The organism is Sphingobacterium psychroaquaticum (assembly GCF_900177625.1).
GTDB classification, from domain to species: domain Bacteria; phylum Bacteroidota; class Bacteroidia; order Sphingobacteriales; family Sphingobacteriaceae; genus Sphingobacterium; species Sphingobacterium psychroaquaticum.
Genome location: NZ_FXAU01000001.1, coordinates 1,174,995 through 1,198,583, shown reverse-complemented (window position 1 = coordinate 1,198,583; position 23,589 = coordinate 1,174,995). Strand labels below are relative to the sequence as shown.

18 protein-coding genes and 2 tRNA genes are annotated in these 23,589 nt (G+C 39.4%); 13 read left to right on the top strand and 7 right to left on the bottom strand.

From position 1 onward, the window contains the following. Positions 1 to 51: 51 nt before the first annotated feature. The 6 genes from B9Y69_RS04910 (at position 52) to B9Y69_RS04885 (ending at position 9,582) form a co-directional block, all read left to right on the top strand. Positions 52 to 3,276 (top strand): SusC/RagA family TonB-linked outer membrane protein, encoded by a 3,225-nt coding sequence (locus B9Y69_RS04910; RefSeq protein WP_159451812.1) that lies wholly within the window; start codon positions 52 to 54, stop codon positions 3,274 to 3,276. A gap of 12 nt (positions 3,277 to 3,288) precedes the next feature. Next, positions 3,289 to 4,713, top strand: a complete 1,425-nt coding sequence (locus B9Y69_RS04905; RefSeq protein ID WP_085471847.1) for a RagB/SusD family nutrient uptake outer membrane protein — start codon at positions 3,289 to 3,291, stop codon at positions 4,711 to 4,713. Between the two features lie 4 nt (positions 4,714 to 4,717). Continuing rightward, a complete protein-coding gene (locus tag B9Y69_RS04900) occupies positions 4,718 to 5,434 on the top strand; it encodes a DUF4843 domain-containing protein (RefSeq protein ID WP_085471846.1) in 717 nt (238 codons plus the stop codon). Between the two features lie 9 nt (positions 5,435 to 5,443). Further along, on the top strand, positions 5,444 to 6,871 hold the full coding sequence (locus B9Y69_RS04895; protein WP_085471845.1) for a PKD-like family lipoprotein: 1,428 nt from the start codon (positions 5,444 to 5,446) through the stop codon (positions 6,869 to 6,871). Between the two features lie 22 nt (positions 6,872 to 6,893). Then, positions 6,894 to 8,375: a peroxiredoxin family protein gene (locus B9Y69_RS04890; RefSeq protein ID WP_159451811.1), complete on the top strand. Its 1,482-nt coding sequence runs from the start codon at positions 6,894 to 6,896 to the stop codon at positions 8,373 to 8,375. Between the two features lie 238 nt (positions 8,376 to 8,613). Beyond that, positions 8,614 to 9,582: a hypothetical protein gene (locus B9Y69_RS04885; RefSeq protein ID WP_085471843.1), complete on the top strand. Its 969-nt coding sequence runs from the start codon at positions 8,614 to 8,616 to the stop codon at positions 9,580 to 9,582. Here B9Y69_RS04885 and B9Y69_RS04880 read toward each other — a convergent pair. Further along, on the bottom strand, positions 9,572 to 10,210 hold the full coding sequence (locus B9Y69_RS04880; RefSeq protein WP_085471842.1) for an efflux RND transporter periplasmic adaptor subunit: 639 nt from the start codon (positions 10,208 to 10,210) through the stop codon (positions 9,572 to 9,574). The genes B9Y69_RS04885 and B9Y69_RS04880 overlap by 11 nt on opposite strands. A 378-nt stretch (positions 10,211 to 10,588) precedes the next feature. Here B9Y69_RS04880 and B9Y69_RS04875 point away from each other — a divergent pair, with 378 nt between their 5' ends. Continuing rightward, on the top strand, positions 10,589 to 11,407 hold the full coding sequence (locus tag B9Y69_RS04875) for an alpha/beta hydrolase (protein ID WP_085471841.1): 819 nt from the start codon (positions 10,589 to 10,591) through the stop codon (positions 11,405 to 11,407). Positions 11,408 to 11,700: 293 nt separating this feature from the next. Beyond that, positions 11,701 to 12,117 carry a hypothetical protein gene (locus B9Y69_RS04870; RefSeq protein ID WP_085471840.1) on the top strand — a complete coding sequence of 139 codons (417 nt, stop codon included), beginning with the start codon at positions 11,701 to 11,703 and terminating at the stop codon, positions 12,115 to 12,117. Positions 12,118 to 12,606: 489 nt separating this feature from the next. Here B9Y69_RS04870 and B9Y69_RS04865 read toward each other — a convergent pair. Continuing rightward, positions 12,607 to 12,693, bottom strand: a tRNA-Ser gene (locus B9Y69_RS04865). 119 nt (positions 12,694 to 12,812) lie between these two features. Further along, entirely contained in the window at positions 12,813 to 14,942 is a 2,130-nt protein-coding gene (locus B9Y69_RS04860; RefSeq protein ID WP_085471839.1) for an HD family phosphohydrolase, read from the bottom strand. Positions 14,943 to 15,175: 233 nt separating this feature from the next. On the opposite strand from B9Y69_RS04860, the gene rpe reads away from it, so the two are divergent. The 4 genes from rpe (at position 15,176) to B9Y69_RS04840 (ending at position 19,503) form a co-directional block, all read left to right on the top strand. Next, positions 15,176 to 15,859, top strand: a complete 684-nt coding sequence (rpe, locus tag B9Y69_RS04855; RefSeq protein ID WP_085471838.1) for a ribulose-phosphate 3-epimerase — start codon at positions 15,176 to 15,178, stop codon at positions 15,857 to 15,859. Between the two features lie 273 nt (positions 15,860 to 16,132). Continuing rightward, complete coding sequence (locus B9Y69_RS04850) at positions 16,133 to 18,397, top strand: aconitate hydratase (protein WP_085471837.1); 2,265 nt, start codon at positions 16,133 to 16,135, stop codon at positions 18,395 to 18,397. Positions 18,398 to 18,463: 66 nt separating this feature from the next. Beyond that, entirely contained in the window at positions 18,464 to 19,327 is an 864-nt protein-coding gene (locus tag B9Y69_RS04845) for a hypothetical protein (RefSeq protein WP_085471836.1), read from the top strand. A gap of 104 nt (positions 19,328 to 19,431) precedes the next feature. Further along, positions 19,432 to 19,503, top strand: a tRNA-Arg gene (locus B9Y69_RS04840). A gap of 146 nt (positions 19,504 to 19,649) precedes the next feature. Here the strand turns inward: B9Y69_RS04840 and B9Y69_RS04835 are convergent. Further along, a complete protein-coding gene (locus B9Y69_RS04835; protein ID WP_085471835.1) occupies positions 19,650 to 20,603 on the bottom strand; it encodes an acetyl-CoA carboxylase carboxyltransferase subunit alpha in 954 nt (317 codons plus the stop codon). Between the two features lie 244 nt (positions 20,604 to 20,847). Between B9Y69_RS04835 and B9Y69_RS04830 the strand changes: the two genes are divergently transcribed. Then, the gene (locus tag B9Y69_RS04830) at positions 20,848 to 21,729 is read left to right on the top strand and encodes a mechanosensitive ion channel family protein (RefSeq protein WP_085471834.1); all 882 of its coding nucleotides are present in this window, start codon (positions 20,848 to 20,850) and stop codon (positions 21,727 to 21,729) included. On the opposite strand, the gene coaA is transcribed toward B9Y69_RS04830, so the two are convergent. The 3 genes from coaA to B9Y69_RS04815 all read right to left on the bottom strand — a co-directional run bounded on the left by coaA (position 21,726) and on the right by B9Y69_RS04815 (position 23,582). Then, on the bottom strand, positions 21,726 to 22,676 hold the full coding sequence (gene coaA / locus B9Y69_RS04825) for a type I pantothenate kinase (RefSeq protein WP_085471833.1): 951 nt from the start codon (positions 22,674 to 22,676) through the stop codon (positions 21,726 to 21,728). The genes B9Y69_RS04830 and coaA overlap by 4 nt on opposite strands. A 122-nt stretch (positions 22,677 to 22,798) precedes the next feature. Continuing rightward, positions 22,799 to 23,200 carry an OsmC family protein gene (locus tag B9Y69_RS04820; protein ID WP_085471832.1) on the bottom strand — a complete coding sequence of 134 codons (402 nt, stop codon included), beginning with the start codon at positions 23,198 to 23,200 and terminating at the stop codon, positions 22,799 to 22,801. A 16-nt stretch (positions 23,201 to 23,216) separates the two neighbouring features. Next, positions 23,217 to 23,582, bottom strand: a complete 366-nt coding sequence (locus B9Y69_RS04815) for a methylglyoxal synthase (RefSeq protein ID WP_085471831.1) — start codon at positions 23,580 to 23,582, stop codon at positions 23,217 to 23,219. Between the last annotated feature and the right edge of the window lie 7 nt (positions 23,583 to 23,589).

Genomic DNA, 23,589 nt, shown 5'->3' with positions numbered 1-23,589 from the left:
AAAAAACTTTTAACAAAGATTTTATTCGTCTTTTGGTGTACACTTTTGTCGATGAATTCTTTCGCACAGAGAATCACGATATATAAGCATAGTATACCTTTAGATGAATTGTTTCGAGAAATCAAGAAGCAAACCAGTTATGACATTGTATTAAGCTCGTCACAGATTAATCTCAATCAGCTTGTCGATGCTTACTTTAAAGACGAAAGTTTGGAAACTGTTTTGAAGAGTTACTTTCACCCCAAAACAGGCTTTCAATATAGAATCGACAATAAGTCGATTGTAATTCAGGAAAAGGGCGTGAAGCAAAGCTATATAGCTGGACGTATTTTATCGTCATCCACAAGCCAACCTTTGGCGGGAGCGAGCGTGAGGCTTGGCGCTAATTCTGTTACCAAAACAGATGGAAAGGGCTTCTTCGTCCTTGATTATAAGGATGATGCCAAGCTCCAGATTAATTTCTTGGGATATAAAAGTGTGACACATGCAGTTAATCCCAATTCATTTAGTATAATACGTTTAATCGAGGATGTTGAGACCGTCGAAGAAGTCGTTGTAACGGGTATTTTTAACCGTTCTGCAGAAAGTTTTACAGGAGCTGTGACCAGTATTAGTGGTGCGGAAATTAAGAAGATAAATACCAACTCGGTTCTGGCGGCTATCTCGGCGGTGGAGCCCTCCTTTAGATTGAAGACAGATAATCAATTTGGTGGCGATATTAATCGTTTACCCGATGTGCAGATGCGCGGTGAGAATTCATTCCCTAACCTGAGCGGTGAACTATCGAATAGACCGAATGAACCATTATTTATCCTGGATGGTTTCCAAGTGAGTCTGCAACGCGTCGTAGACTTAGACATGAATCTTATTCAGTCTGTTACTTTATTGAAAGATGCTTCAGCTACCGCTATTTATGGTTCCCGAGGGGCAAATGGCGTTATGGTTATCACTACAATTCCTCCTGCCGCAGGAAAAATTCAGGTAACCTTCACGAACGATTTCAGATTAAATACACCTGAATTAAGTGTCTATAATCTCCTTAATGCACGGGAGAAATTAGATTTTGAAAAACGTGCAGGTTATTATACAGGTACGACCAATCTGCAAAACTATTTCAGGGAGGTACATTACAATTCCCGATATAAGAATGTATTAAAGGGAATAGATACCGATTGGTTGAAAATCCCTACACAGGTGGGCAAAAGCAACAGATCATCATTGCGCCTTCAGGGGGGCGACCATGTTTTTCGTTACGGCCTTCAATTCACGGCTGATTTACAGCAAGGGGTAATGAAAGGACAGGACCGAGACAACTACAGTGGACAGATTGATTTAAGCTACAATGTGAGTAAGTTTAGATTTATGAACTCGCTTCGTGTGTTCCAAAATAAAGCTAACATGTCACCGTATGGAAGCTTCAGTCAATATGTCGGCATGAATCCCTACTTTTCGCCTTATGATGATGAGGGAAATGTTCCACAGTTACTGGAACAGGTTTATTATCATTCCGCATATGAACCTTATGTTACGATCAACCCGTTTTATAACACAACATTGCACTCTGTAAATAAGTCTGAATATTTTGGTGTGACCAATAACTTCTCAGTCCGCTATAATATTTTACCCTCACTTTTTGTTGAATCGAACTTTAGTATCACCAAGCAAACAGAGGGTGCTGATCAATTTTTCTCTGCAAAAGATTCTCGTTTCGCCCGGATATCAGACCCGGGACGTCGCGGATCTTATACCGCACGTACAGGTAAGTCTTTTAATTATGAGAGTATGACTACCATAAACTATAATATAAAGAAGGATAAGCATCAGATATTTTCCATGGCAGGTTTTCACGGCGCAAGTAGTAGCAATGAGTTCTACCAAATTGTTGCGGAGGGATTTCCTTATGATCGACTTGACAACTTATTGTTTGCGAACCAGTATCAAGCCAATGGTAGACCTACTGGTGATGAAAATACATCACGTCGAGTTGGCTTATTATACTCTGGGAACTACAGTTACGATAATCGGTACCTAGTAGACCTTTCAATTAGACGGGATGGCTCTTCACAATTCGGTACTGACAAACGTTTTGGTACATTTTGGTCCGCAGGTTTAGGTTGGAATATCCATAATGAACAGTTCTTGAAGAATAATAGCAATGTAGGCAAATTGAGATTACGAGCGAATTACGGTAGTACAGGATCGCTAAATATCCCTGCGTATGCCGCACAATTTCGCTATAACTTTGGTGTATCCTCCTCGTATTACAATGAGTTAGGTGCTATTTTGAACAATTTAGGAAACTATAACCTGAGTTGGCAGAACGTTTACAAATTGAACGTTGGAATGGACGCTTCCTTGTTTGCGGATCGCCTGGACTTGCGACTAGACCTTTATCGGGACCAGACAAAAGATGCATTGACCTCTGTAACCTTAGCCCCGTCTACCGGATTTAACAATTATTCCGAAAATTTAGGTGAGCTTCAAAATACCGGTATTGAGTTTTCAGCACGATATGCCATTATCAAGCAGCCTACAAAAGGTATCCTTTGGACGGTAAATGTAAACGGTTTTTCGAACAAAAACATGCTTAAGAAGCTCTCCAATAAGCTCAAGTCAGCAAATAATGACTTAGATGCCTCAAATACTACGCAAATTTATCCTAATGTATTATTGCAGGAAGGGCAGTCCATGAACACCATTTATGCGGTACGTTCATTAGGTATTGATCCTGCGACAGGATCAGAAATGTTCTTAACCAAGGATGGACAAAAAACGTACGAATGGAATAGTCGAGATAAAGTCGCATTAGGGGTAGGCCAACCAAAATGGAACGGAAATTTTGGATCAAACGTAATCTATAAAGGTTTTGAACTCAATCTTATTTTCAATTATCAGTTTGGTGGACAGTTATATAACTATACGTTGGTCAATCGTGTAGAAAATATCGATGTAGCCAATAATGTTGACCGTAGAGCTTACGATTTGGGTTGGACAAAACCAGGGGATATTAGTTTATACAAACGTATCACGTCAACGCCAAATGAGACTCGCTCTACATCTCGGTTTGTACAGGATGATAATAACTTAAGGTTGACCTCAGCTTCTCTCGGTTATAATTTTTATGGCAAGAAATTCTTGAAACGTTGGGGGATGAACGGACTGTCTATTACAGCACTAACTAATGATCCATTTTGGTGGAGCTCTATTCAAATAGAGCGTGGTACGGATAATCCGTTCACGCGTAATTATTCTTTGTCGCTACGCGCAAGTTTTTAATTAGGATAAATTATGAAGAAATATTATTCGATTTTATTGTTGTTAAGCTTGATACTTAATAACAGTTGTTCCAAATATCTTGATGTTGCACCGAAGTCTTCCGTGGGGGAAGATCAGATGTTTGCTTCTGAAATAGGGTTCGAGCAAGCTTTAGTAGGGGTGTATTCACAATTGGGTAAACAGGAACTGTATGGTGATCGTCTTTCGCTTGGATTTGTTTCGGCATTGGCACAAAATTACGCCCAGACAAATGTTGCAGCTCCTTATTACAGGACAAGGACTTATGATTATAATACCGATGAGGTCCGTAAGCATTTATTGCAGATTTGGAGTTCAGGTTACAATGCCATTGCTGGTCTGAACAAAATTTTGGAGAAGGCAGAAACCAATCGTTCTGTGCTTTCGGCAAACGGTTATAACACGATTAAGGGGGAAGCACTGGCCCTTCGCGCGTATATTCATTTTGATTTGTTCCGTCTTTTTGGACCGGAATATCAAGGAAGCAAAGAAAATAAGGCAATACCATATGAAACACAGGTGGATGCTTTTGCAAATGTACCGAGTACAGCAAAGGATTTTTGTCAGTTGGTGTTAAACGACGCTAACCAAGCAGCCATTTTGTTGAAAGATGCCGACCCTATTTTTGTGGAAGGGAATGACTTGAATACACGCCGTATTAAGATGAACTATTATGCGGTGAAAGGGTTAGAGGCTAGAGTTAACATTTATATTGGTGAAAAACCGCTCGCATTTGCGGCTGCTAAGGAGGTTGTGGACGCAGCGAGATTTCCTTTTGTGGCCATCTCCGCTGTCAATGCAAATGCTTCCACAAAGGATCGTCTTTTTATGTCTGAATTAGTTTTCGCCTTACGGTCTAGGAATATTTTACAGTGGACAGAGAATTATTTCAAATTTTATATGAGTTCCGGAATGGGACTTACGCGTACTGCAGCAAATTTTAACACAATTTATGAGGCCTCGATAACAGATATTAGACGTTTGTATTTGTTTGAACAAGATCAAAATGTACTGTACCCTTCAAAATATTGGCAAACTTATACACCTTCAGTGACCGAAGGGCTTACCTCAGCATATCGCAAAGATCAACTCCTTCCCTTAATTCGGATATCCGAGATGTATTATATTTTAGCGGAAGCTGCGGCAACACCAACCGAAGGTGTGGTATACCTGAACATGGTTCGTTCCGCAAGAGCTATTAACAAACTCCCCGAAGGATCGACAACGACTCCTGCTTTTTTAGAATCAGAGATCCAAAAAGAGTATCACAAGGAGTTTTATGGAGAGGGACAATACTTCTTTTATTTAAAAAGAAAAAATATAAAGCGTATGCCATTTATGAATGTCGACATCCCATTAACCATCTATAAATTACCTATTCCGGATGTTGAATTAGAGTATAACCCTACTTACCAATAAGAGTATGAAAATTAAAATATTTATAATCGTTATTTTTTCTTTCATGGCATTTGTATCATGTAAGAAACAAGAGACCATGTACTATGAAGGGGGCGAGCTGATCACTTTCTATAGAGGGCGATATGATGTCGATTCGACGACATATACCTTTGCTTTTCATCCGAAACCTAAAGAACGAGACACCATTTATCTGAACATGCGTGCGCAAGGCGCCGCTCAGTCACGTCAGCGGTTAATTAAAGTCAAAGCAGGAGTAGGAACAACAGCCATTTTAGGTGAGGATTTCCTTCTTCCAGAAATATATCTTCCCGCAGATTCATTTAGCGTTAAATACCCTGTAATCATCCTTAATTCGGAGAAGATTAAGACGAAGTCGCTTAAAATAGTAGCAGAGGTCGATGCATCGACAGATTTGGTCCCTGGTGCTACAGGACGAGAAATTGGTGGAACATACGCCATGAATTCATATAAAATTTGGTTTTCCAATAAAGCCGATAAACCAGCATATTGGAGCCGAATTGAGTATTATTTTGGATCGTTTTCGGTCGCGCGCCTACGCTTTATGATCAGTACACTCGGAATTAGTGACTTTTCGGTCGAAGCTATTGGTGACTATGGCCTGTACAATTATCCCGTTACACTCCGTAATGCGATGAAGAGGTATGTAGAGGAGAATAAAGGTCCTCTTATTGATGAATTTGGAGAAATCGTGAACTTTTAGACTTCAATTATGATGAAAGATAAATTATTTAATTTTTTACCACATATACTCGTCGCATCGATTTTATCGATGTCATTACTTGGTTGTGCGAAGTATGATCAGAGTTTTAAGACGACGCCGGTTAATGAATTAACTATCGATGCCGGTGCTACGATTTTTACAGCGGTGCAGTTTGATCCGTTTAAAATCCCTGTCTCTATTCGTGCTACGCAGCCGGATAAGGCAAAATACAGGTATATCTGGAAAGCTATCGCGGATGATTCGGTTTATGTATTATCGCACGAGCAAAATCTGGATATAAAAATGGAATTGCCACCGAAGCGTTATAACCTGCAGTTTACGGCAATTGATGAAGATAATGGTTTAGAACATAGTAAATTGTTTACGCTAGTGGTTACTGGTGTGTTTTCAGAGGGCTGGCTTGTTTCCCATAATATAGGGACGAACGGAAGGTTAACATTTGTACGGATGGATAATAAGATGTTTGAAAACCCAGCTGAGGAAGTTAATAATATGAAGTTTCCTGGTAAGGCAATGGCTGCTTTCTCTGCGGAAATTCCTAGTTATTCTGAGTATGCTTCCATACATTACTTTACAGAATCAGGTGTATATCGATTTGATCCAGTAGGTTTTCTTCTGACGGGCACTACCAATAATGTATTTACCAATCAAACGGTATTTAGCAATCCGGCTTACGGGGCTAATCTAACGCGTACAGACCAGTATTATGTAAACAATGGAGATGTACATGCGGGAATGGGGAGCTTTACACCGGATCAAATATCAATGCCTTTTTCTGAAGGTTTTGGCGGAGATTATTACCTTTTCCCAGTCGTTATAAATTCAGCCCAGCTCGGTACTTTCTTTTACGATAATAAGTACAAGCGTTTTTTAAATTTACCTTACTTAGATCGTCAATTAGTGCCAGCGGTAGGTTCGAGCAAAGACCTTTTTAATATGGCCGATGTTGGGAAGACGATGATAGCCGCGGATAAAGGAAGGGGGTCGTCCAGTACTGCTGTCTTCTATTTTATCATGGAGGACAATAGCGGGCGATACATTTACGGTTTAAATGCGGACAAACCAAGTTTGTTCCAGAAAATTGATCCGACGAAATGCCCAGAGATTAATCAAGCAACCGCCTTTGCTACTTCTGGTGTCTTGCAGCAAATGTATTATGCTGTGGATAATAAGATTTACCTGTATAATATAGTAGCTAATAGTGCGGAGCTCTTGTATAGCTTTCCTAATGCTACGAAAATCAGGGATATCAAAATGAAGAGAAGTACGAGCAAAACGTTAGCCGTTGCAACTTGGGCCAATTCGGCAGGTCAATTTCACACTTTTGATATTAATGATTTAGGAACTTTTGTCGGGAATAGCCCATCTAAGACTTTAAATGGTTTTGGTGAAATTGTACATATCAGTATTAAATAAAAATAGAAACCTTACTAATAAAATGAAAAAAATAATTTTAACCATCAGCCTCACAACGTTGTTGCTAACGGCTTTTGCGCAGACAGAGAAAACACAAAGTATACGCGAGCGATTAAAGGTATTAGTGGAAAATAAAGATGAAAAAGTGGTTGCTTCGTCGCTTAAGAAGCTAGAAAAAAGTAAGAATGAGAGCGATAGAATGTTGGCGTATTCCTATTATCGAAGCACGGGTAATGAGGAAAAAGAAAATGGGGTAAAAGAATCTACTATTAAAGATTTTCCAAAAGGGCAGCTCGCATACGATGCGCGGATTAAAGAGATAAGCCAGATAAAGAGTTTAGACGAAAAGGATGTCCTGTATAAAGCTTTGCTAATGGAGAATCCCGACGTTCAAGTGGGCTTTGAGATGCATATGATGGCTATGTCATATGCAGATCAGGGAAATGTAGAGAAAATGAAGGAGTATGTAACGCTTTATCGCAAATATGCGAGAGAGCGTGGCGGCAAAGAGATTGATGAGAAGAAAGCATTGGCCTCGATGGCCGTTAATCTTGTTCGCAAAAATCCTGCTGCCGCTATTCCTTTCTTAGCTGAAGGTTTAGAACTTCACCGTAAAGATCTCGCTGAACCTGAAGAAGGGGAGACGGAAGATATCCGAACACAACGTAGGGCACGCGCGGAGTCTAACTATTATGGGATGTTAACCACATATGCAGATGCCTTGATGGGAAGCGGGAAAGAAGCAGATGCGCTTCAATTGTTGGCGGCCGTACGACAAGAGGTTAAGGATAAGAGAGCATATCAATCGGTTCAGTTTAGCTATGTGAATGCGCTGCTAGCAAATAAGAAATACGCTGAAGCCTTGCCTTTCCTCGAAGAAGATTACAAGAGGCATAATATATTCGCGACAAATGAAGAGACGTTAAGAAAGGGGTACGTAGCAGCTATAGGCTCGTTGGAGGGTTTTGAGGCATATAAGGGTGGTCTTGATGATGCTAAGCGCGTGTTTGCTAAGGAAGTGTTGATGAAAAAAGTGGTAACAAAGGAAGCGCCTGATTTTGAGCTTAAAGATGTCGATGGGAATACGGTTCGCTTAGCTGATTTGAAAGGGAAGGTCGTTGTGCTTGATTTTTGGGCAACTTGGTGTGGACCTTGTAAGGCCTCATTTCCTGGTATGCAAAAGGCAGTGGACAAGTACAAAGACGATCCGAATGTACGCTTTTTGTTTATTCATACCTGGGAAAAAGGTAGCGGAGACCCGGCGGCAAATGCGAATAAGTATGTAAAGGACAATAATTATACCTTTGAAGTTCTGATGGATTTGCGAGATGCCGCAACAAAAGAGAGTGCCGTTGCTAAGGCTTATAAGGTGGACGGTATTCCTGCAAAATTTGTTATTGATCCTAAAGGTCGGATCCGTTTTGAAAATGGCGGTGCTTCCATGGATATAGAGAAAAGTGTAGAAGAGTTATCTGCAATGATTGAGTTTGCGAGAAAAGGATAAAACTGCATGGTGCGTTTAAGTTTTAGCCTCCAGGATGGTTTTCCATCTTGGAGGTTTTTTTATTTAATTTAGCTAATTTTTTGTCGAAAATGTAAATGTTTACCAACCAATTTGTAGCTTTTATTACAATTTGCATGTGCTTTCGTGGCAAAGAAGAACCTTTTGATGAGATTCCTGTAAAAAGAAGTACATTTAAACAATTAACAAAACCTTATAACTTAAATTTTAAGTAAATAAAATGGCAGGAAAGAATGTTTTATGGAGACAGCGTAGAGGAGGGAGCTTTGCTGTAATAGTGCTATGCCTTGTATTTATTCAATGTGCAGTGGGGCAAAATAAGGAATTCGTATTGCTCGAGCATCCTTCCGAACAGGATAGTTTTCAGCTTTATCATTATCGTATTAATACTTTGGATCTGTATAAGGTGGACTATAATGTGGAGCTATACAACGTTGTTTTTCCAAGAAATGAAAGGAGCTATGAGAGGATTATTTTGTTTTCTGCGCTTCCTGATTTCCATTCGAAGTCGCTATGGCGTGAAATCAAAGACACTTCGATTCTGGTAAATGTGAGAAAAGTAAAAGAGTTGGAGAATCTTTTTATGCCTTCGCTGGGGTACCATGACGGAATGGATTTGAAACGAAAATTTTTGCACGAATACATTTTGGTAAAGAAAAGCGGTGATACGTATTTCCAGGCTAAAGTGTGTTTAATGGAGATGTTTGAGGTAAAAAATATGACACCGATTATTCCTTCACCCTATGGTTTACTTAATTTACAGGAACAGCCCCTAAGTTTAGCGGCGTATCTGAAAAATTATACGGAGGATACTGTTCGTTCACAATCTTATCCAGTGCATATTTTTGGAAAGGAATATGGGGTAAACTATAAAGAAGGTTGGCGTATGTGGAAGGAATATTTATCGAGAGTCTTCGTCACCAATACAGGTCAATCTGCTTACCAGTTTTGGACATCGGCAGCGTCAAATATTGCTGATTTTCCAGATATTTCAAGGGGGATAGAAAGGTTTGTTTATGTGCCGGGGCGTGGAATAATTGGTGGATCGTATGATTTTCATTTCTTTAAGCATGATCTTAGGGTACTGGACCACAATCCTGACTTACTTCCGACGAATAGCTTAACCAAAGAAGGATGGAATGAAAATGTGTTAACAGAAAAGGTAATGATGGGGGACTTCATCCGCTAAAAGCTTGTGATAAAGTATTCAAAGGCCGTGCGTCTGTAGGCCCCACTAAAGCTCCCAAACGATTGGGAATACGTCCAATATAACCATTCACAGGCGCTTTAATCACAGCAAAACCTATGTTGACATCAGCTGAAGCCACTAAGGTTTGTTGCTGCTGTACTGAGGCTTTAGCATTTTGATAGGCTGTTTTAGCTTTTTGGTGTTGGAAATCCGCTACAACTTTTTTATTGCTTAACACTTTGTATTTATCCAATTCTAATTCAGCAGTTGCTAATTGTGATCTTGCCATTTCAAGTGAGGCTAAGGCGGTGTTTTTCTGTTCTCTATAGACAGTAGCATTAATACGAAATATAGGTTGACCACTTTGGACGTAGGCACCTTCATCTACATAAATTTTGTCGATGTAGCCACTAATTTGTGGGCGTAACTCTATATTTGTTTTACCTTGAAGATTTGTACGAAATGATTGATCAATCTGTGCATTGACAATTTGAAGGGGCAGGACTTCTGCTTCTATGGTTTGTGGACTATCTTGAGTATTCTGTTCGGTCTTATTACAACTGTGCAATGAAAGCATAGTCGTTAAGAACAAAACTAATACATTTTTTTTGCTTGTAAAACGCTTCATCGGTTATTATTTTTTATCATTATTCCTGACAGATGTACTAAAAAAGTGTTGATCGCGCAGCATATCATATTTTGTCCGATGGTCTGCCTAATCTATTATCTGAAATATCGAGTAGTTACGACTTCGAATTTGTAGATAAGATGAAATCACATGAATAACTTAACCTAAAAATGTTATTTATTAATTAGGCTGCTGATTTTTTAAAAGGTTGAATGTTTAATTTTGCTGGACATGGTATTCTAGTACGAGGAAATCTGTAACGGATTTCCTCGTACTAGAATATTAAAAGCCAGTGTTAATGACATTGTCTTTTTTTTGTAGTTTAGCTGTATAGACAAGAAGTTATTCGATATAACACCTAACCAAAATCATTCACAGATGAAAAGCATGTATTACATTTTATTTTTAGGAGTTTTATTCCTGACAAGTTGTTCGAACGCTTCAAAACAAAGTGAGCCAATTCCTGCGCATGAAACTTTTACCCTTAAATCGATACAAATTGGTGAGGATAGAGTTATCAATATCTGGATCCCAGACGATTATATAAAAAAAACAGACAGTTTGCCCGTGATGTATATGGCTGATGGTGGAATAAAGGAAGATTTCCCACACATTGCCAATACTTTGGCTAAGCTTATTAAAGAAGATAAAATCAAACCATTAATTCTTGTCGGTATTGAAAATACGCAAAGAAGAAGAGATTTGACAGGGGTTACCGAAGTGGAAAAAGATAAGGAAATTGCATCTGCTGTTGGGGGGGGTGAAAAATTCAGAGCATTTATAAACGAAGAGCTTTTTCCTGAAATCAATAGACGATATCGGACTACAGAGGAAAAGAGTATTATCGGCGAGTCTGCAGCTGGACTTTTTGTAATGGAAACCTTTTTCCTTCACCCGACGATGTTCGACAATTATATCGCTTTTGATCCATCTTTATGGTGGAACAATCATTATTTAGTAAGAACCGCAAAAGACCATTTATCGGAATTCTCAACCGATAAAAAGGTTTTGTGGTTTGCAGGTTCAGATGCAGCAGATATTTCTCCTTATACAAAGGAGTTGGCCAATATTTTGAAAACAGAAAGTCCCGTGTATTTGAAATGGGAATATTCAGACGAACCTAATGAGAAGCATACAACAATTTTTAAAGCAGCTAAAGAGAAAGCAATAATATGGACACTGAATAATGCTGAGTAAAAAAAGTTTGTTAATGCTGTAATTATCATTCTAGACCTCTATAGTATGATTAAAGTATATCCTTATGAGGGTGGTAAGAAAGTTTTATCTGAAGTGTTTGAGTGTTTTTATTATATTAGGATTGAAAAACCATTATTTCACTCACATGGATCCCGTAAGTATATTTTTTTTTTGCACTAGCTTCTATTATTGGTATAGAAAGTAATAGTATCGTTAGTCAAAAAGCAACTATCACAATAAATCCCACTGATCGAACTTTTGAAATTCATCAGGAAGACCTTTTTGCAATTATCATGACAGCAGAGGACAGTTTTTCCGTAGAAGATGAATTACGACAGATACTTGAATTTCATAAGAATATAGAGAGAAAAAATACGGATAGTTTGACTGTGGAAGAAATCGTATTCACTTTAAATGATGAGCAGTTAAATACCACTTTAAAAGGAAGGTATTTCGATTCGACTGTGCTTGAGGATGCTGGCATCTATCTTGACAAAATTACAAAGGACAGATTTTACTTGATGAATTTTCCGGACTGGAACATTAGGTCATCTGACGCTGTTTTGAAAGAAAACTATTGGAGCTGGCCGGTAGACAAGACCGTGACGATCATAATGGAGCCATTTAATGATATTCCGGATGAGTATAGGCAGCATCGACGAAGTATATTGACCTACTGGAAGCAACAGACGGGTCACCAATCGGAGTAAAGAAAAATACTTAGATGATAAAAATATTGAGGAGAAATAGAGGTACCTATTATCTCCCTGGTACAAAGAACGGGTCTAGTAAAATGTCCAATTACGATAACTTGCGATTTCCGGTTTCATAAATATCACCGTACTAGATGAAGATTTGTATGTGGTCGATGAACCGTTGCCGGCACATGGTTATGTATCTGTGTTTTTTATGGCTTTTTCATAGCCTAAAAAAATGGGTCTCGATTTTGCCCTTTTGCATATGAGAAATTGGAAATCTTAGGGAGGGGTTTAAAAGCAGAAAACCCCATAAATAGTGTTGTTTATAGGGTTCTGACATTATTTGCTGCCATTTGGCGGAGAGAGTGGGATTGGTTCAGCCCCTACATGCCCCAAGCACAACCCTGAACCTCCTGTGGATCGAACCCGTGGGGTCTCATCCCTAAATGCTATTGCATAAAAAAAATCCAATCTTTTGGATTGAACTTTTTTTAGTCTTAGCGGAGAGAGTGGGATTCGAACCCACGGTACCGTTTCCAGTACGACAGTTTAGCAAACTGTTCCTTTCGGCCACTCAGGCATCTCTCCGTGTTTTGACATTGCAAACATAAGGCAAATATTTCAATCTGCAAAGCGTAAAACGGCTTTTTTTAGTAAATTTCAATAACTTTCTGAAACTCAAAACTATTATTTACACCGGTCATTTTTTAGGCCTGCTTTTTACTTGCTTCGTAATCGATTCGTACGTGATAAATACTCTTCAACATCGACTTAAAGATATCAGATACCTCCGTTATATCCCGCATGGTGATGTTCGCATGAATAAATTGACGTTGCGTAATTTTGTAGTCAATAATTTTATCCACCAAGGTATTGATTGACTCCTCGGTTGGTTCCTTCATCGCTCTAGAAGCCGCTTCCACAGAATCTGCAATCATCAGGACAGCGGTCTCCTTGGAGATTGGGACAGGCCCCGGATAGCGAAAGATACTCTCGTCAACCAGTTTGTTCGGGTTGTTCTTAATAAACATATTGTAGAAGTAATCCACTCGGGTGGTACCATGGTGCGTACGAATGAAATCAATAACCACTTCTGGTAACTGATTCTTCTTAGCCATCTCAATACCTTTGTGAACGTGTGAAATGATAATCTGTGCAGACTGCTCCGGTGTGAGTTCACTGTGGGGATTGCTGTCAGCCTTCTGGTTCTCAATAAAGAAAAGCGGATTAAGCATTTTTCCAATATCATGATACAAGGCCCCTGCGCGAACCAAGAGTGGATTTCCTCCAATTTTGTATATGGCTGCCTCCGCGAGATTAGCCACCTGGAGGGAGTGTTGAAAAGTACCCGGCGCTTTGAGTGAGAGTTCCCGCAACAGCTTTGAATTACTGTTCGTCAGTTCCATCAACGTTAAATCCGAAACAATACCAAACAAACGCTCAAAAGCATAAATCAAAGGATAGGCGAGGAGGGTCAAACCCACACTCACAACAAAAGGTACAATATCAGACCAGTAAATACTGTGCAGTGATCCATTACGCGTGAGGAACAAGCCGATATAGCCGATGATATAAGTGCTTAAAATTATGATGGCTGATATTAAGAACTGCTCACGTTTTACGAGCGTTTTAATACTATAAATAGCAACCATACCGGTCGTAAACTGCAAGAACACAAATTCGTAGCTATTCGGTACAAAAAGTGCGGCAATCAAAACCATTAATAAATGGATATTAAGCGCTACCCGTGTATCAAATAATACACGTATAATGATCGGTACGGAACAATAAGGAATGTAATATAAACTTGGTATCTTAACCGTAATGGCCCATGAAAGGACAGCGAGCATGGATAAGATAACGATCATGATGATCGATATAAGCCTGTTGTTGTAAAATATAGACTCGCGAAAGAAAAACAGGAATACCATGAGCAATACCACGCATAGAGAGATCATGAGGAATTGACCTAAAGCAACATAGCTTTGGTTTCCACTAATCTTGGACTCATCCTCAAAAGCCCGTCGTAGCGACTCCAGTTTTTGGTAAATATCATTGTTTATGACTTTATCCTTTTCTACGATTAACTCTCCCTTTTGTACCATACCTCTTGTGCTGGAGATATTAGCCAACGCGGTTTGTTCAATTTTGTTCGTTAGGTTCTCGTCAAAAATAAAATTGATGGTAATATAGTTTTTAAGGATCTCCGTTAACCAGGCCTTACGGTCTATCTTGGTGTTTTTTGCAATAGCGTCCCGTACATATTCATTGGCCGCCTCAATAGTGAAGATATCAGCTGTATTTTTCTGCTGCGCGATGTTATCATGTACGAGGGTAAAATTATATTGTTTTTGTGCCTCATCGGTATTATCCCCATTTGCACCTTTGTTTTGATAGCGATTATTGAGAGATATTACTCCACGGTTATAGATATAGTTTAACAAACTATTTCCAACCGCTTGATAGGTCGTTAGTTCCTGCTTCGAAAGGGAATCCATATTACTTATCTGCCACTTTTCGATCACATCAATATTAAACTGGTCAATCTGCTCTTTGCTAATATTGCTATTGAGGTTATAGATTGGCTGCACAGTCTTTAGAATCTGCTCTTTATCGCGGTTGAGCTCCTCCGGAGTCTTTAGTATTGCAAAATTATAAGGCGAAATCAAATTATCATGATTCCATGCCTTTCCCTTTTGAAATTCGTATCGAAAGCGAGGTTGTTTCGGAAGAAAAATGCATATCAGGATAATGGTGGCCATTACCATGGCTACCTTAATGATAAATGAACTATTTTGTGTTTTGCCCCGAACGTAATTTATTTTGAGTTTCGCCACTGGATAAAGTGTTTTTAATCTTTCTACAACTGTATTATATAACAAACTTAGCTAAAAATGCGCATATCTATATTGAGCATTGTTTTAAAATCTTACATGCAATAAGCAAAATCTGCCTTTTGTCGAAATGTGGATCTTGTTACATAGGTGTCGTTTGAAGTAATTCACGTTGTTTTTTTCGGCTATTCGTTCAGACTTCGTTATCTTTGTCGTGTAAAACATAAAATAGCAACATGTCCACATCAAAACATTTAATAGCTCCTTCCGTTTTGGCAGCCGATTTTGCAAACCTTCAACGCGATATTGAAATGGTGAATGCGAGTAAAGCAGATTGGTTCCATATCGATATTATGGATGGCGTTTTTGTTCCTAATATTTCTTTTGGTTTCCCGGTGATGCAAGCCATTGCTAAGCATGCTAAAAAGCCATTAGACGTACATTTAATGATCGTTGATCCAGATCGTTATTTGCAAGTATGTAAAGATTCTGGAGCGGCCGTTATTACGGTACATTACGAAGCTTGTACACATTTACATAGAACATTGGCGGCAATCAAAGAGCTTGGATGTAAAGCAGGTGTGGCCTTAAACCCCCACACGCCAATAGGGTTATTAAAAGATATTATTCAGGATATTGATTTAGTTTGTCTAATGTCTGTGAACCCAGGTTTTGGTGGGCAGAAGTTTATTGAACAAACCTATAATAAAATCAAAGAACTACGCGCATTAGCTGCTGGGGTAAACGATGGTCTACTAATTGAGGTTGACGGTGGGGTAGGAGCAGCAAATGTAGATAAGCTTTTAGCCGCAGGTGCGGACGTTTTGGTTGCTGGAAACAGTGTTTTTGCAGCGGAGAACCCGACTAAAGCGGTTGAGGTATTGAAAAATGCAACAGGTTTAGTAAGTCAGGAAGCATAATTCCTTGTTTACTTTTCGTTATTTTGATTGTATAGGAGCCACAATATCTTGTGGCTCTTTTTATTTTGCAGGGTGTTCTTCTGCCCGCTTGCTCGTTCCTGCAGTTCATATGTTTTAAGTTTCTCAAACAGTTGTTTGGATTGATTCCAAATTATGGTTAGGTGGCAGAAAACTACCATAAACGTATTCTTTTTTGTATTTTTGTATCAATTGAAAATCAGGCAACCGATTGGATATTAGTTACACAGTACATCAAATAAATTATTAAATAGAATGGCTTTTGATATAGAAATGATCAAGAAGGTTTACAGCCAATACGATGAGCGCATTGCTGCTGCTCGTAAATTGGTGAATAAGCCTTTGACCCTATCTGAGAAAATTTTGTACGCTCACTTATGGGCCGGAAATGCCACAGAAGCTTACGAGCGTGGTACTTCTTATGTTGACTTTGCACCAGATCGCGTAGCGATGCAGGATGCAACAGCACAAATGGCGTTGTTACAGTTTATGCAAGCTGGTCGCCCGAAGGTAGCTGTACCTTCAACGGTACACTGTGATCACTTGATTCAAGCTAGAGATGGTGCGGAGCAAGATTTAACACGTGCTAAAAACGAAAGTTCGGAAGTGTTTAATTTCCTTTCTTCGGTATCTAATAAATATGGTATCGGTTTCTGGAAACCAGGAGCAGGTATTATTCACCAAGTCGTATTAGAAAACTACGCTTTCCCGGGTGGTTTGATGATCGGTACGGATTCACATACTGTAAATGCTGGTGGTCTAGGAATGATCGCTATTGGTGTGGGTGGTGCGGATGCATGTGATGTAATGGCAGGTCTTCCATGGGAGCTTAAATTCCCTAAACTTATTGGCGTTAAATTAACAGGTAAGCTATCAGGTTGGGCATCTCCTAAAGATGTGATCTTGAAAGTTGCTGGTATTTTAACTGTAAAAGGTGGTACAGGTGCTATCGTTGAGTATTTTGGCGAAGGTGCTGAATCCCTTTCTTGTACAGGTAAAGGTACAATCTGTAATATGGGTGCTGAGATTGGTGCAACAACATCTACTTTCGGATACGACGAATCTATGGAGCGTTACTTACGCGCTACAGATCGTAATGAAGTAGCTGATGCAGCAAATGCGATCAAAGGTCACTTAACTGCGGATGCTGAGGTTTATGCAAACCCAGAACAATATTTCGATCAATTAATTGAAATCAACTTGTCAGAATTAGAGCCTTCTTTGAATGGTCCTTTTACACCTGACTTGTATACACCTGTTTCTCGTATGCGCGAAGAGGCAGAGAAAAACGGATGGCCTTTAACTGTAGAATGGGGATTGATAGGTTCATGTACAAACTCTTCATACGAAGATTTGTCTCGTGCAGCTTCAATCGCTAAACAAGCAATTGATAAAGGTCTTGTAACCAAAGCTGAGTTTGGTATTAACCCAGGCTCGGAGCAAGTGCGTTACACAGCAGATCGCGATGGTTTATTAAAAACTTTCGAAGATCTTAATGCAACAATCTTTACTAATGCATGTGGTCCATGTATCGGTATGTGGGATCGTAAAGATGCGGATAAGCAAGAGAAGAACACGATTGTACACTCGTTCAACCGTAACTTTGCAAAACGTGCTGATGGTAACCCGAATACATATGCATTCGTAACTTCACCAGAGATGGTAGCTGCGATTGCTATTTCAGGTAACCTAGGATTTAATCCTGTTACGGATACCTTAACAAATAAAAATGGTGAACAAGTTAAACTTGATCCACCTGTAGGTGACGAATTGCCAACAAAAGGTTTTGCAGTAGAAGATGCAGGTTACCAAGCACCAGCAGCAGACGGATCGAATGTCGTTGTTGATGTAGCGCCGACATCAGATCGTTTACAATTGTTGGAGCCTTTCGCAGCATGGGAAGGTACAGACCTTAAAGGTTTGAAACTTTTGATCAAAGCAAAAGGTAAATGTACTACGGACCATATCTCAATGGCTGGTCCTTGGTTGAAATACCGTGGTCACTTGGATAACATCTCAAACAACATGTTGATTGGAGCGGTAAACTACTTCAACGATAATACGGATGATGTTAAAAACCAATTGACAGGTACATACGGTGCTGTTCCAGCAACACAACGTGCGTATAAAGCGGCGGGTATTGGTTCGATTGTGGTAGGTGATGAAAACTATGGTGAAGGTTCTTCACGTGAGCACGCAGCGATGGAGCCTCGTCACTTAGGTGTTCGTGCGGTATTGGTTAAATCATTTGCACGTATCCACGAGACAAACTTGAAAAAACAAGGTATGCTTGGTTTGACATTTGCAAACAAAGATGATTACAATAAAATTTTAGAAGACGATACAATTGATATCGTTGGCTTGACTTCTTTTGCTCCAGGAACACCATTAACATTGGTATTACACCATGCTGATGGTACAAAAGAAGAAATCTTAGCGAACCACACTTATAATAAACAACAAATTGAATGGTTTAAGGCCGGCGGTGCGTTGAATATTATTCGCAAGAATCAAGGATAGTTATTCCCAAAATTTATTTTGAGTGTTTAACCCGGTACTTTCGTACCGGGTTTTCCATTATACTTTATGAAAAACATAATTTTATCTGCCCTTTTAGGGGCATGTGCTGTTACTTCCGTTTTTGCGCAAGAAGAGCGTAAAAGCATATTTAATCCAAAAAACCATCGTATTGAAAGTAATAATGGTCGCTTTTTCGTTCACTGGGGCTACAACTTTTCAAGCTATGCCAAGTCTGATATTCATTTCAAAGGACCAGGTTATGCTTTTACCTTACACGACGTAAAAGCAGGCGATCGCCCATCTAAACTATCGCTAGATTATATTAACCCCGCAAGGATAACGATTCCACAGTTTAATTTCCATTTTGGTTATTTTATCAACGATAATTATTCTATATCCTTAGGTTGGGACCATATGAAATATGTGGTCAATACACCACAGTCTGTTAAATTTACGGGGTACGCTGATGCACAAGTTTCGGATCCAGCGATACCGAGCGGCATTTTTGGAAATACACAAAGTGGCGATCAGGTTCTATTGAATCCTGATGAATTTAAATACGAACATACAGACGGTTATAATTTTGCTACAGTTGGTCTGGAGCGCTATGACGATATCTGGGTAGCACCTTCAGGAAAGATGTATTTAACGATGGAAACAGGGGTAGAAGCAGGGCTTATTATTCCACGATCAGACGTGCGTATCTTTGGTGAGGGAAAAAATCACTACTGGAATATTTCTGGGTATGGTGGCGCAGCCAAAGCCGGAGCCCAGTTTCATTTTAACAAGAGATTGTATTTGCAAGGTAGTTTTAAGACTGGGTGGACGGATATGCGGACCATTCCGACCACAGGGCGAAAAGGGATTGATAATGCAAAACAGAAGATTTGGTTCTTTGAGAACTACTGGGTTCTAGGTGTTAAGATCTAGAAAAAAAATGCAACTCTTTCATTATCTAGCTGTTCGAAAATAAGAATTTATATTTCATTTTTCCTTGCGTAAAGTGATCTAAAAACACTATTTTTGCCAGCGAAGCTTGCGTAGTTCAATGGATAGAATATCAGATTCCGGTTCTGACGATGTGGGTTCGACTCCCGCCGCGAGCACAAAAATAAAGATGGCAGTAAACTGTTTTAGTGCTGTCGAGACATCAGATTTGGTTGCGCTGAGCTCTTCTAGATTTGCGTCTGTCTAAAACAAAAAAGGTTGTACATATTGTACAACCTTTTTTGTTTTCATGCGTAGGGGCGAACTACTCCACCACAACGCCCATATTGCTAAATTTATCAATACGTTCTGTTACGAGTGTATCACTATCTTTAGCACCCAACACTTTTAAATCAGCTAATATTTTTGCTTTTACATTTTCTGCAGTTGCAGCAGGGTCTTGATGCGCACCACCAATTGGCTCTTCAATGATACCATCGATAAGGCCATTTTGCAACATATCTTCCGCAGTCAATTTTAAGGATTCTGCTGCTTTTTCTTTTTGATCCCAGCTACGGTATAAAATCGATGAACAGGACTCCGGAGAGATAACCGAATACCATGTGTTTTGTAACATGTAAACGCGGTCTCCAACACCAATACCCAATGCTCCACCAGAAGCACCTTCACCAATGACAATACAAATGACAGGAACCTTCAGAACGGACATTTCCAGCAGGTTTCTAGCAATTGCTTCACCTTGACCACGCTCTTCAGCTTCAAGACCAGGGTATGCGCCCATTGTATCGATTAACGTGACAATCGGTTTGTTGAATTTCTCTGCCATCTTCATCAAGCGAAGAGCCTTGCGGTATCCTTCTGGGTTAGCCATACCAAAATTCCGATATTGACGTTCTTTAGTGTTCTTACCCTTCTGGTGACCAATAACCATAACGGATTCGCCACCAATGGACGCAATACCACCCACGATAGCTTTGTCATCACGCACCGTACGATCGCCATGAAGCTCAATAAACTCATCACAGATCATTTCGATATAGTCGAATGTTTGTGGGCGCTCAGGATGGCGAGACATCTGAACCTTTTGCCAACCGGTCATGTTGGTATATATATCTGTTTTCGTTTGTTCTAGCTTAGCTTTCAGCTCATTGATCGTAGCGCTCATGTCTACTTTTGTCTTTTCTTGAACCTGTAACACCTTTTCCATCTGTGTCTGCAAATCTGCAATCGGTTTTTCGAAATCAAATGTTGTTTCCATAATTGTATGTATCTAGCGCATTTCAGCCCGCTAAGTTAATTTATTTTTTAGCGATATGGAAATTACAGAGCGATAAACCGCCATTAGGTACTGTTTTTTTTACGCTACAGCATATTTTTTGAGCCTACTAAAATGAAAGGAGCTGTTGTAAGTAAGGGAGAGAAGATTTGTGTGTATCGTTTTAATTTCTATATTAAGTGTTGCAGAACAAACATAAAAGTAATAATTTAGATTATACATAAACATGATGAACGACGAAAATAATAAGTTTCAGATATCGCTTCAATTTATTCTTAAAGTTGTATTGCTACTTCTATTATATGCCAGTTTTTGGTACGCTCCTGATTTTTATAAGGATAAACCGGGACTCGATAAAGTAACCGATGCGATCGCACTCTTTTTAGCATCTAGTATTATTTTCTCGATTGGCCGATATACGCTTATTGCATTGTATCGTCGCCAGCATGGAGATCGTAACGTTCGTGGAAATTTTGTGCTTGGAATTGGTCGTCTCACTGCTGTACTAAACACCGTCATGTTTTTCATTGCCTTGATGCTCTCTTTTGGTATCGATCCAAGAAACTTTCTTACGAGCCTTACGTTTGTAGCGATGGCTATTGCTGTTACTTTTAGAGAGTATATTACGAACATGATCTCGGGCTTATTTATTATGTTTTCGGACAGCCTATCCGTTGGGGATCGTGTAAAAATTGGAGAGTATAAAGGGCGTATAATGGATATTACCTTTTCTAGCTTAATTATTCAGGATGAAGATGAGGATCTAATTACCGTGCCGAATAACCTTGTATTTACGATGCCTGTGGTAAACTTATCCGCACATCCATCAAGTTTTTTTACTGTTCGTTTTGAACTTCCTTTACAAGGTGGAATGGATGTGGATTTATTGGAGGATCGCATAAAAACAATGCTGCGCAATCACCCTAATCTGACTGGGGAGGATACACTCGATTTAAAGATCATGGATATTGGTAAAGATTTCGTGAAGTATAAAGTCGATATGCATGCTACGAGTAATAGCAGTAAACTTCACCGTAAGCTCATGAATGAAATCTTACATGAAGTCCTACGATTTAAAAAAGAATACGAATATAAAGGACAGGATTAAACTTTTCTAACCCTTACATTTTTAACAAAATGATGCGATCCTTTTTCAAGGATAAGATCAGCACGGTATCGTGTAGGTAGTATATTTTCTCTAAGATTTGGCTTATTGATTTCGTTCCAAATATTTGTGGCCATTGCTAAGCTTTCTTCAGCATTCATATTGGCAAAACGATGAAAGTAGGAGTCTGGATTCTGGAAAGAAGTAGCACGTAACGATTCAAACCTGTTGATATACCAATCCATAATGTCGGCCTCATCGGCATCGACATATATAGCGTAGTCAAAATAGTCCGAAACGAAGATATTATTACCCGTAGTCGAGTTCACTTGTAAAACGTTAATACCTTCGACGATCAAAATCTCGGGCTGATGCACGAGTTGTTTCCTATCCTTTAGGATGTCGTATTCAACATGGGAATACATCGGAACTTCAAAGCACTCTTCACCAGATTTCATGGCAGCAAGGAAATTCAAAAGCAATTTAGTATCATAGCTTTCTGGAAAACCTTTGCGGTTTAAAATCCCTCTTTCAATGAGTGTAGCATTGGGGTAGAGAAAACCATCGGTTGTCACCAGGTCTACTTTTGGTTTACCCGGCAGCATCGAGAGCACCTTTTGCAATACACGTGCTGTCGTACTCTTGCCCACGGCAACGGAGCCTGCAATACCAATAATAAAGGGAAGCTTTTGGGTATGTTTTTGCAAGAATCCATTGACATTTACATGCACCTGTTTTGTCTCTTGGAGCATTATATTCAAGAGATGAGCTAAAGGAAAATAGATATCTTCAATCTCTTCGATAGTTAAAGGTTCATTGAGTGCATGCAGGTTTGCAATATCACTTTGCATCAAATCGTATGAAAACTGACCATTTAGATTCCGCCATTCATTTCTGTCAAACAGTTGGAACGGACCTCCACTAACTCCCTCTTTTCTATTTAGAGACATACCGCGCTATTTAATTGTGGGCAAACTTAGATAAATTTACTTTTTTTTTCAAAACTAAATTTTATTCTAACGTGCATTTTGCCCCAATGGATGCTATACATACGGATTCCGTTATGTAACAATTACAGGAGACTGCTTTCAATGATTACGGGGTTATTGAGAATCTTATGAATCGGACATTTATCCGCAATGGCCAGTAAGCGTTGGCGTTGCATGTCATCGAGATCGCCCAAAAGATTGATGCGACAGTGTACAAAGGTTGTGTTTTGTAGTTCTGCTTTCTGCGTACTCAGCGATAGCTCTATCTCTACGCCATCCAAGGGCCATCCTTTACGATCTGCATACATTCGTACGGTCATAACCTTGCAAGTGCCAAGAGAAGACAGAAACAGTTCCTTCGGAGAGGGACCGAAGTCGGTACCTCCAACCTCCTTAGGTTCGTCCGCAATAATGTGATGTTGCGCTATCTGAACCTCTGTTTTATATCGATCTTTTCCTATTTTGACACTTACATTTCTTTCCATAACAATTTTATTTATCTTATAATAAACCCTTTATAATTAAACTGCCCGTAGCCGGATTTGTAGCCAAGGGTACATTATATAAATCGGATATACGCATAAGCATTTGTATATCTGGCTCATGAACATGTTTGCCTAAAGGATCTCTGAAGAAAATAATTCCATCGACTTTTCCCTCGGCTGTTAAGGCTGCAATCTGCGCATCTCCACCTTTCGGACCACTTAGTTTGAGCTCAACGGGGAGCCCTGTCTTTAAAACATATGAACCTGTTGTTCCCGTGGCAATAATATTGGCCTGTCTTAGGTCTTCTAAATGATCCTTAACAAAGGCAACCATATCAGCCTTTTTACCATCGTGCGCAATCAGCGCAATCGTCTTCTTCATACAAATA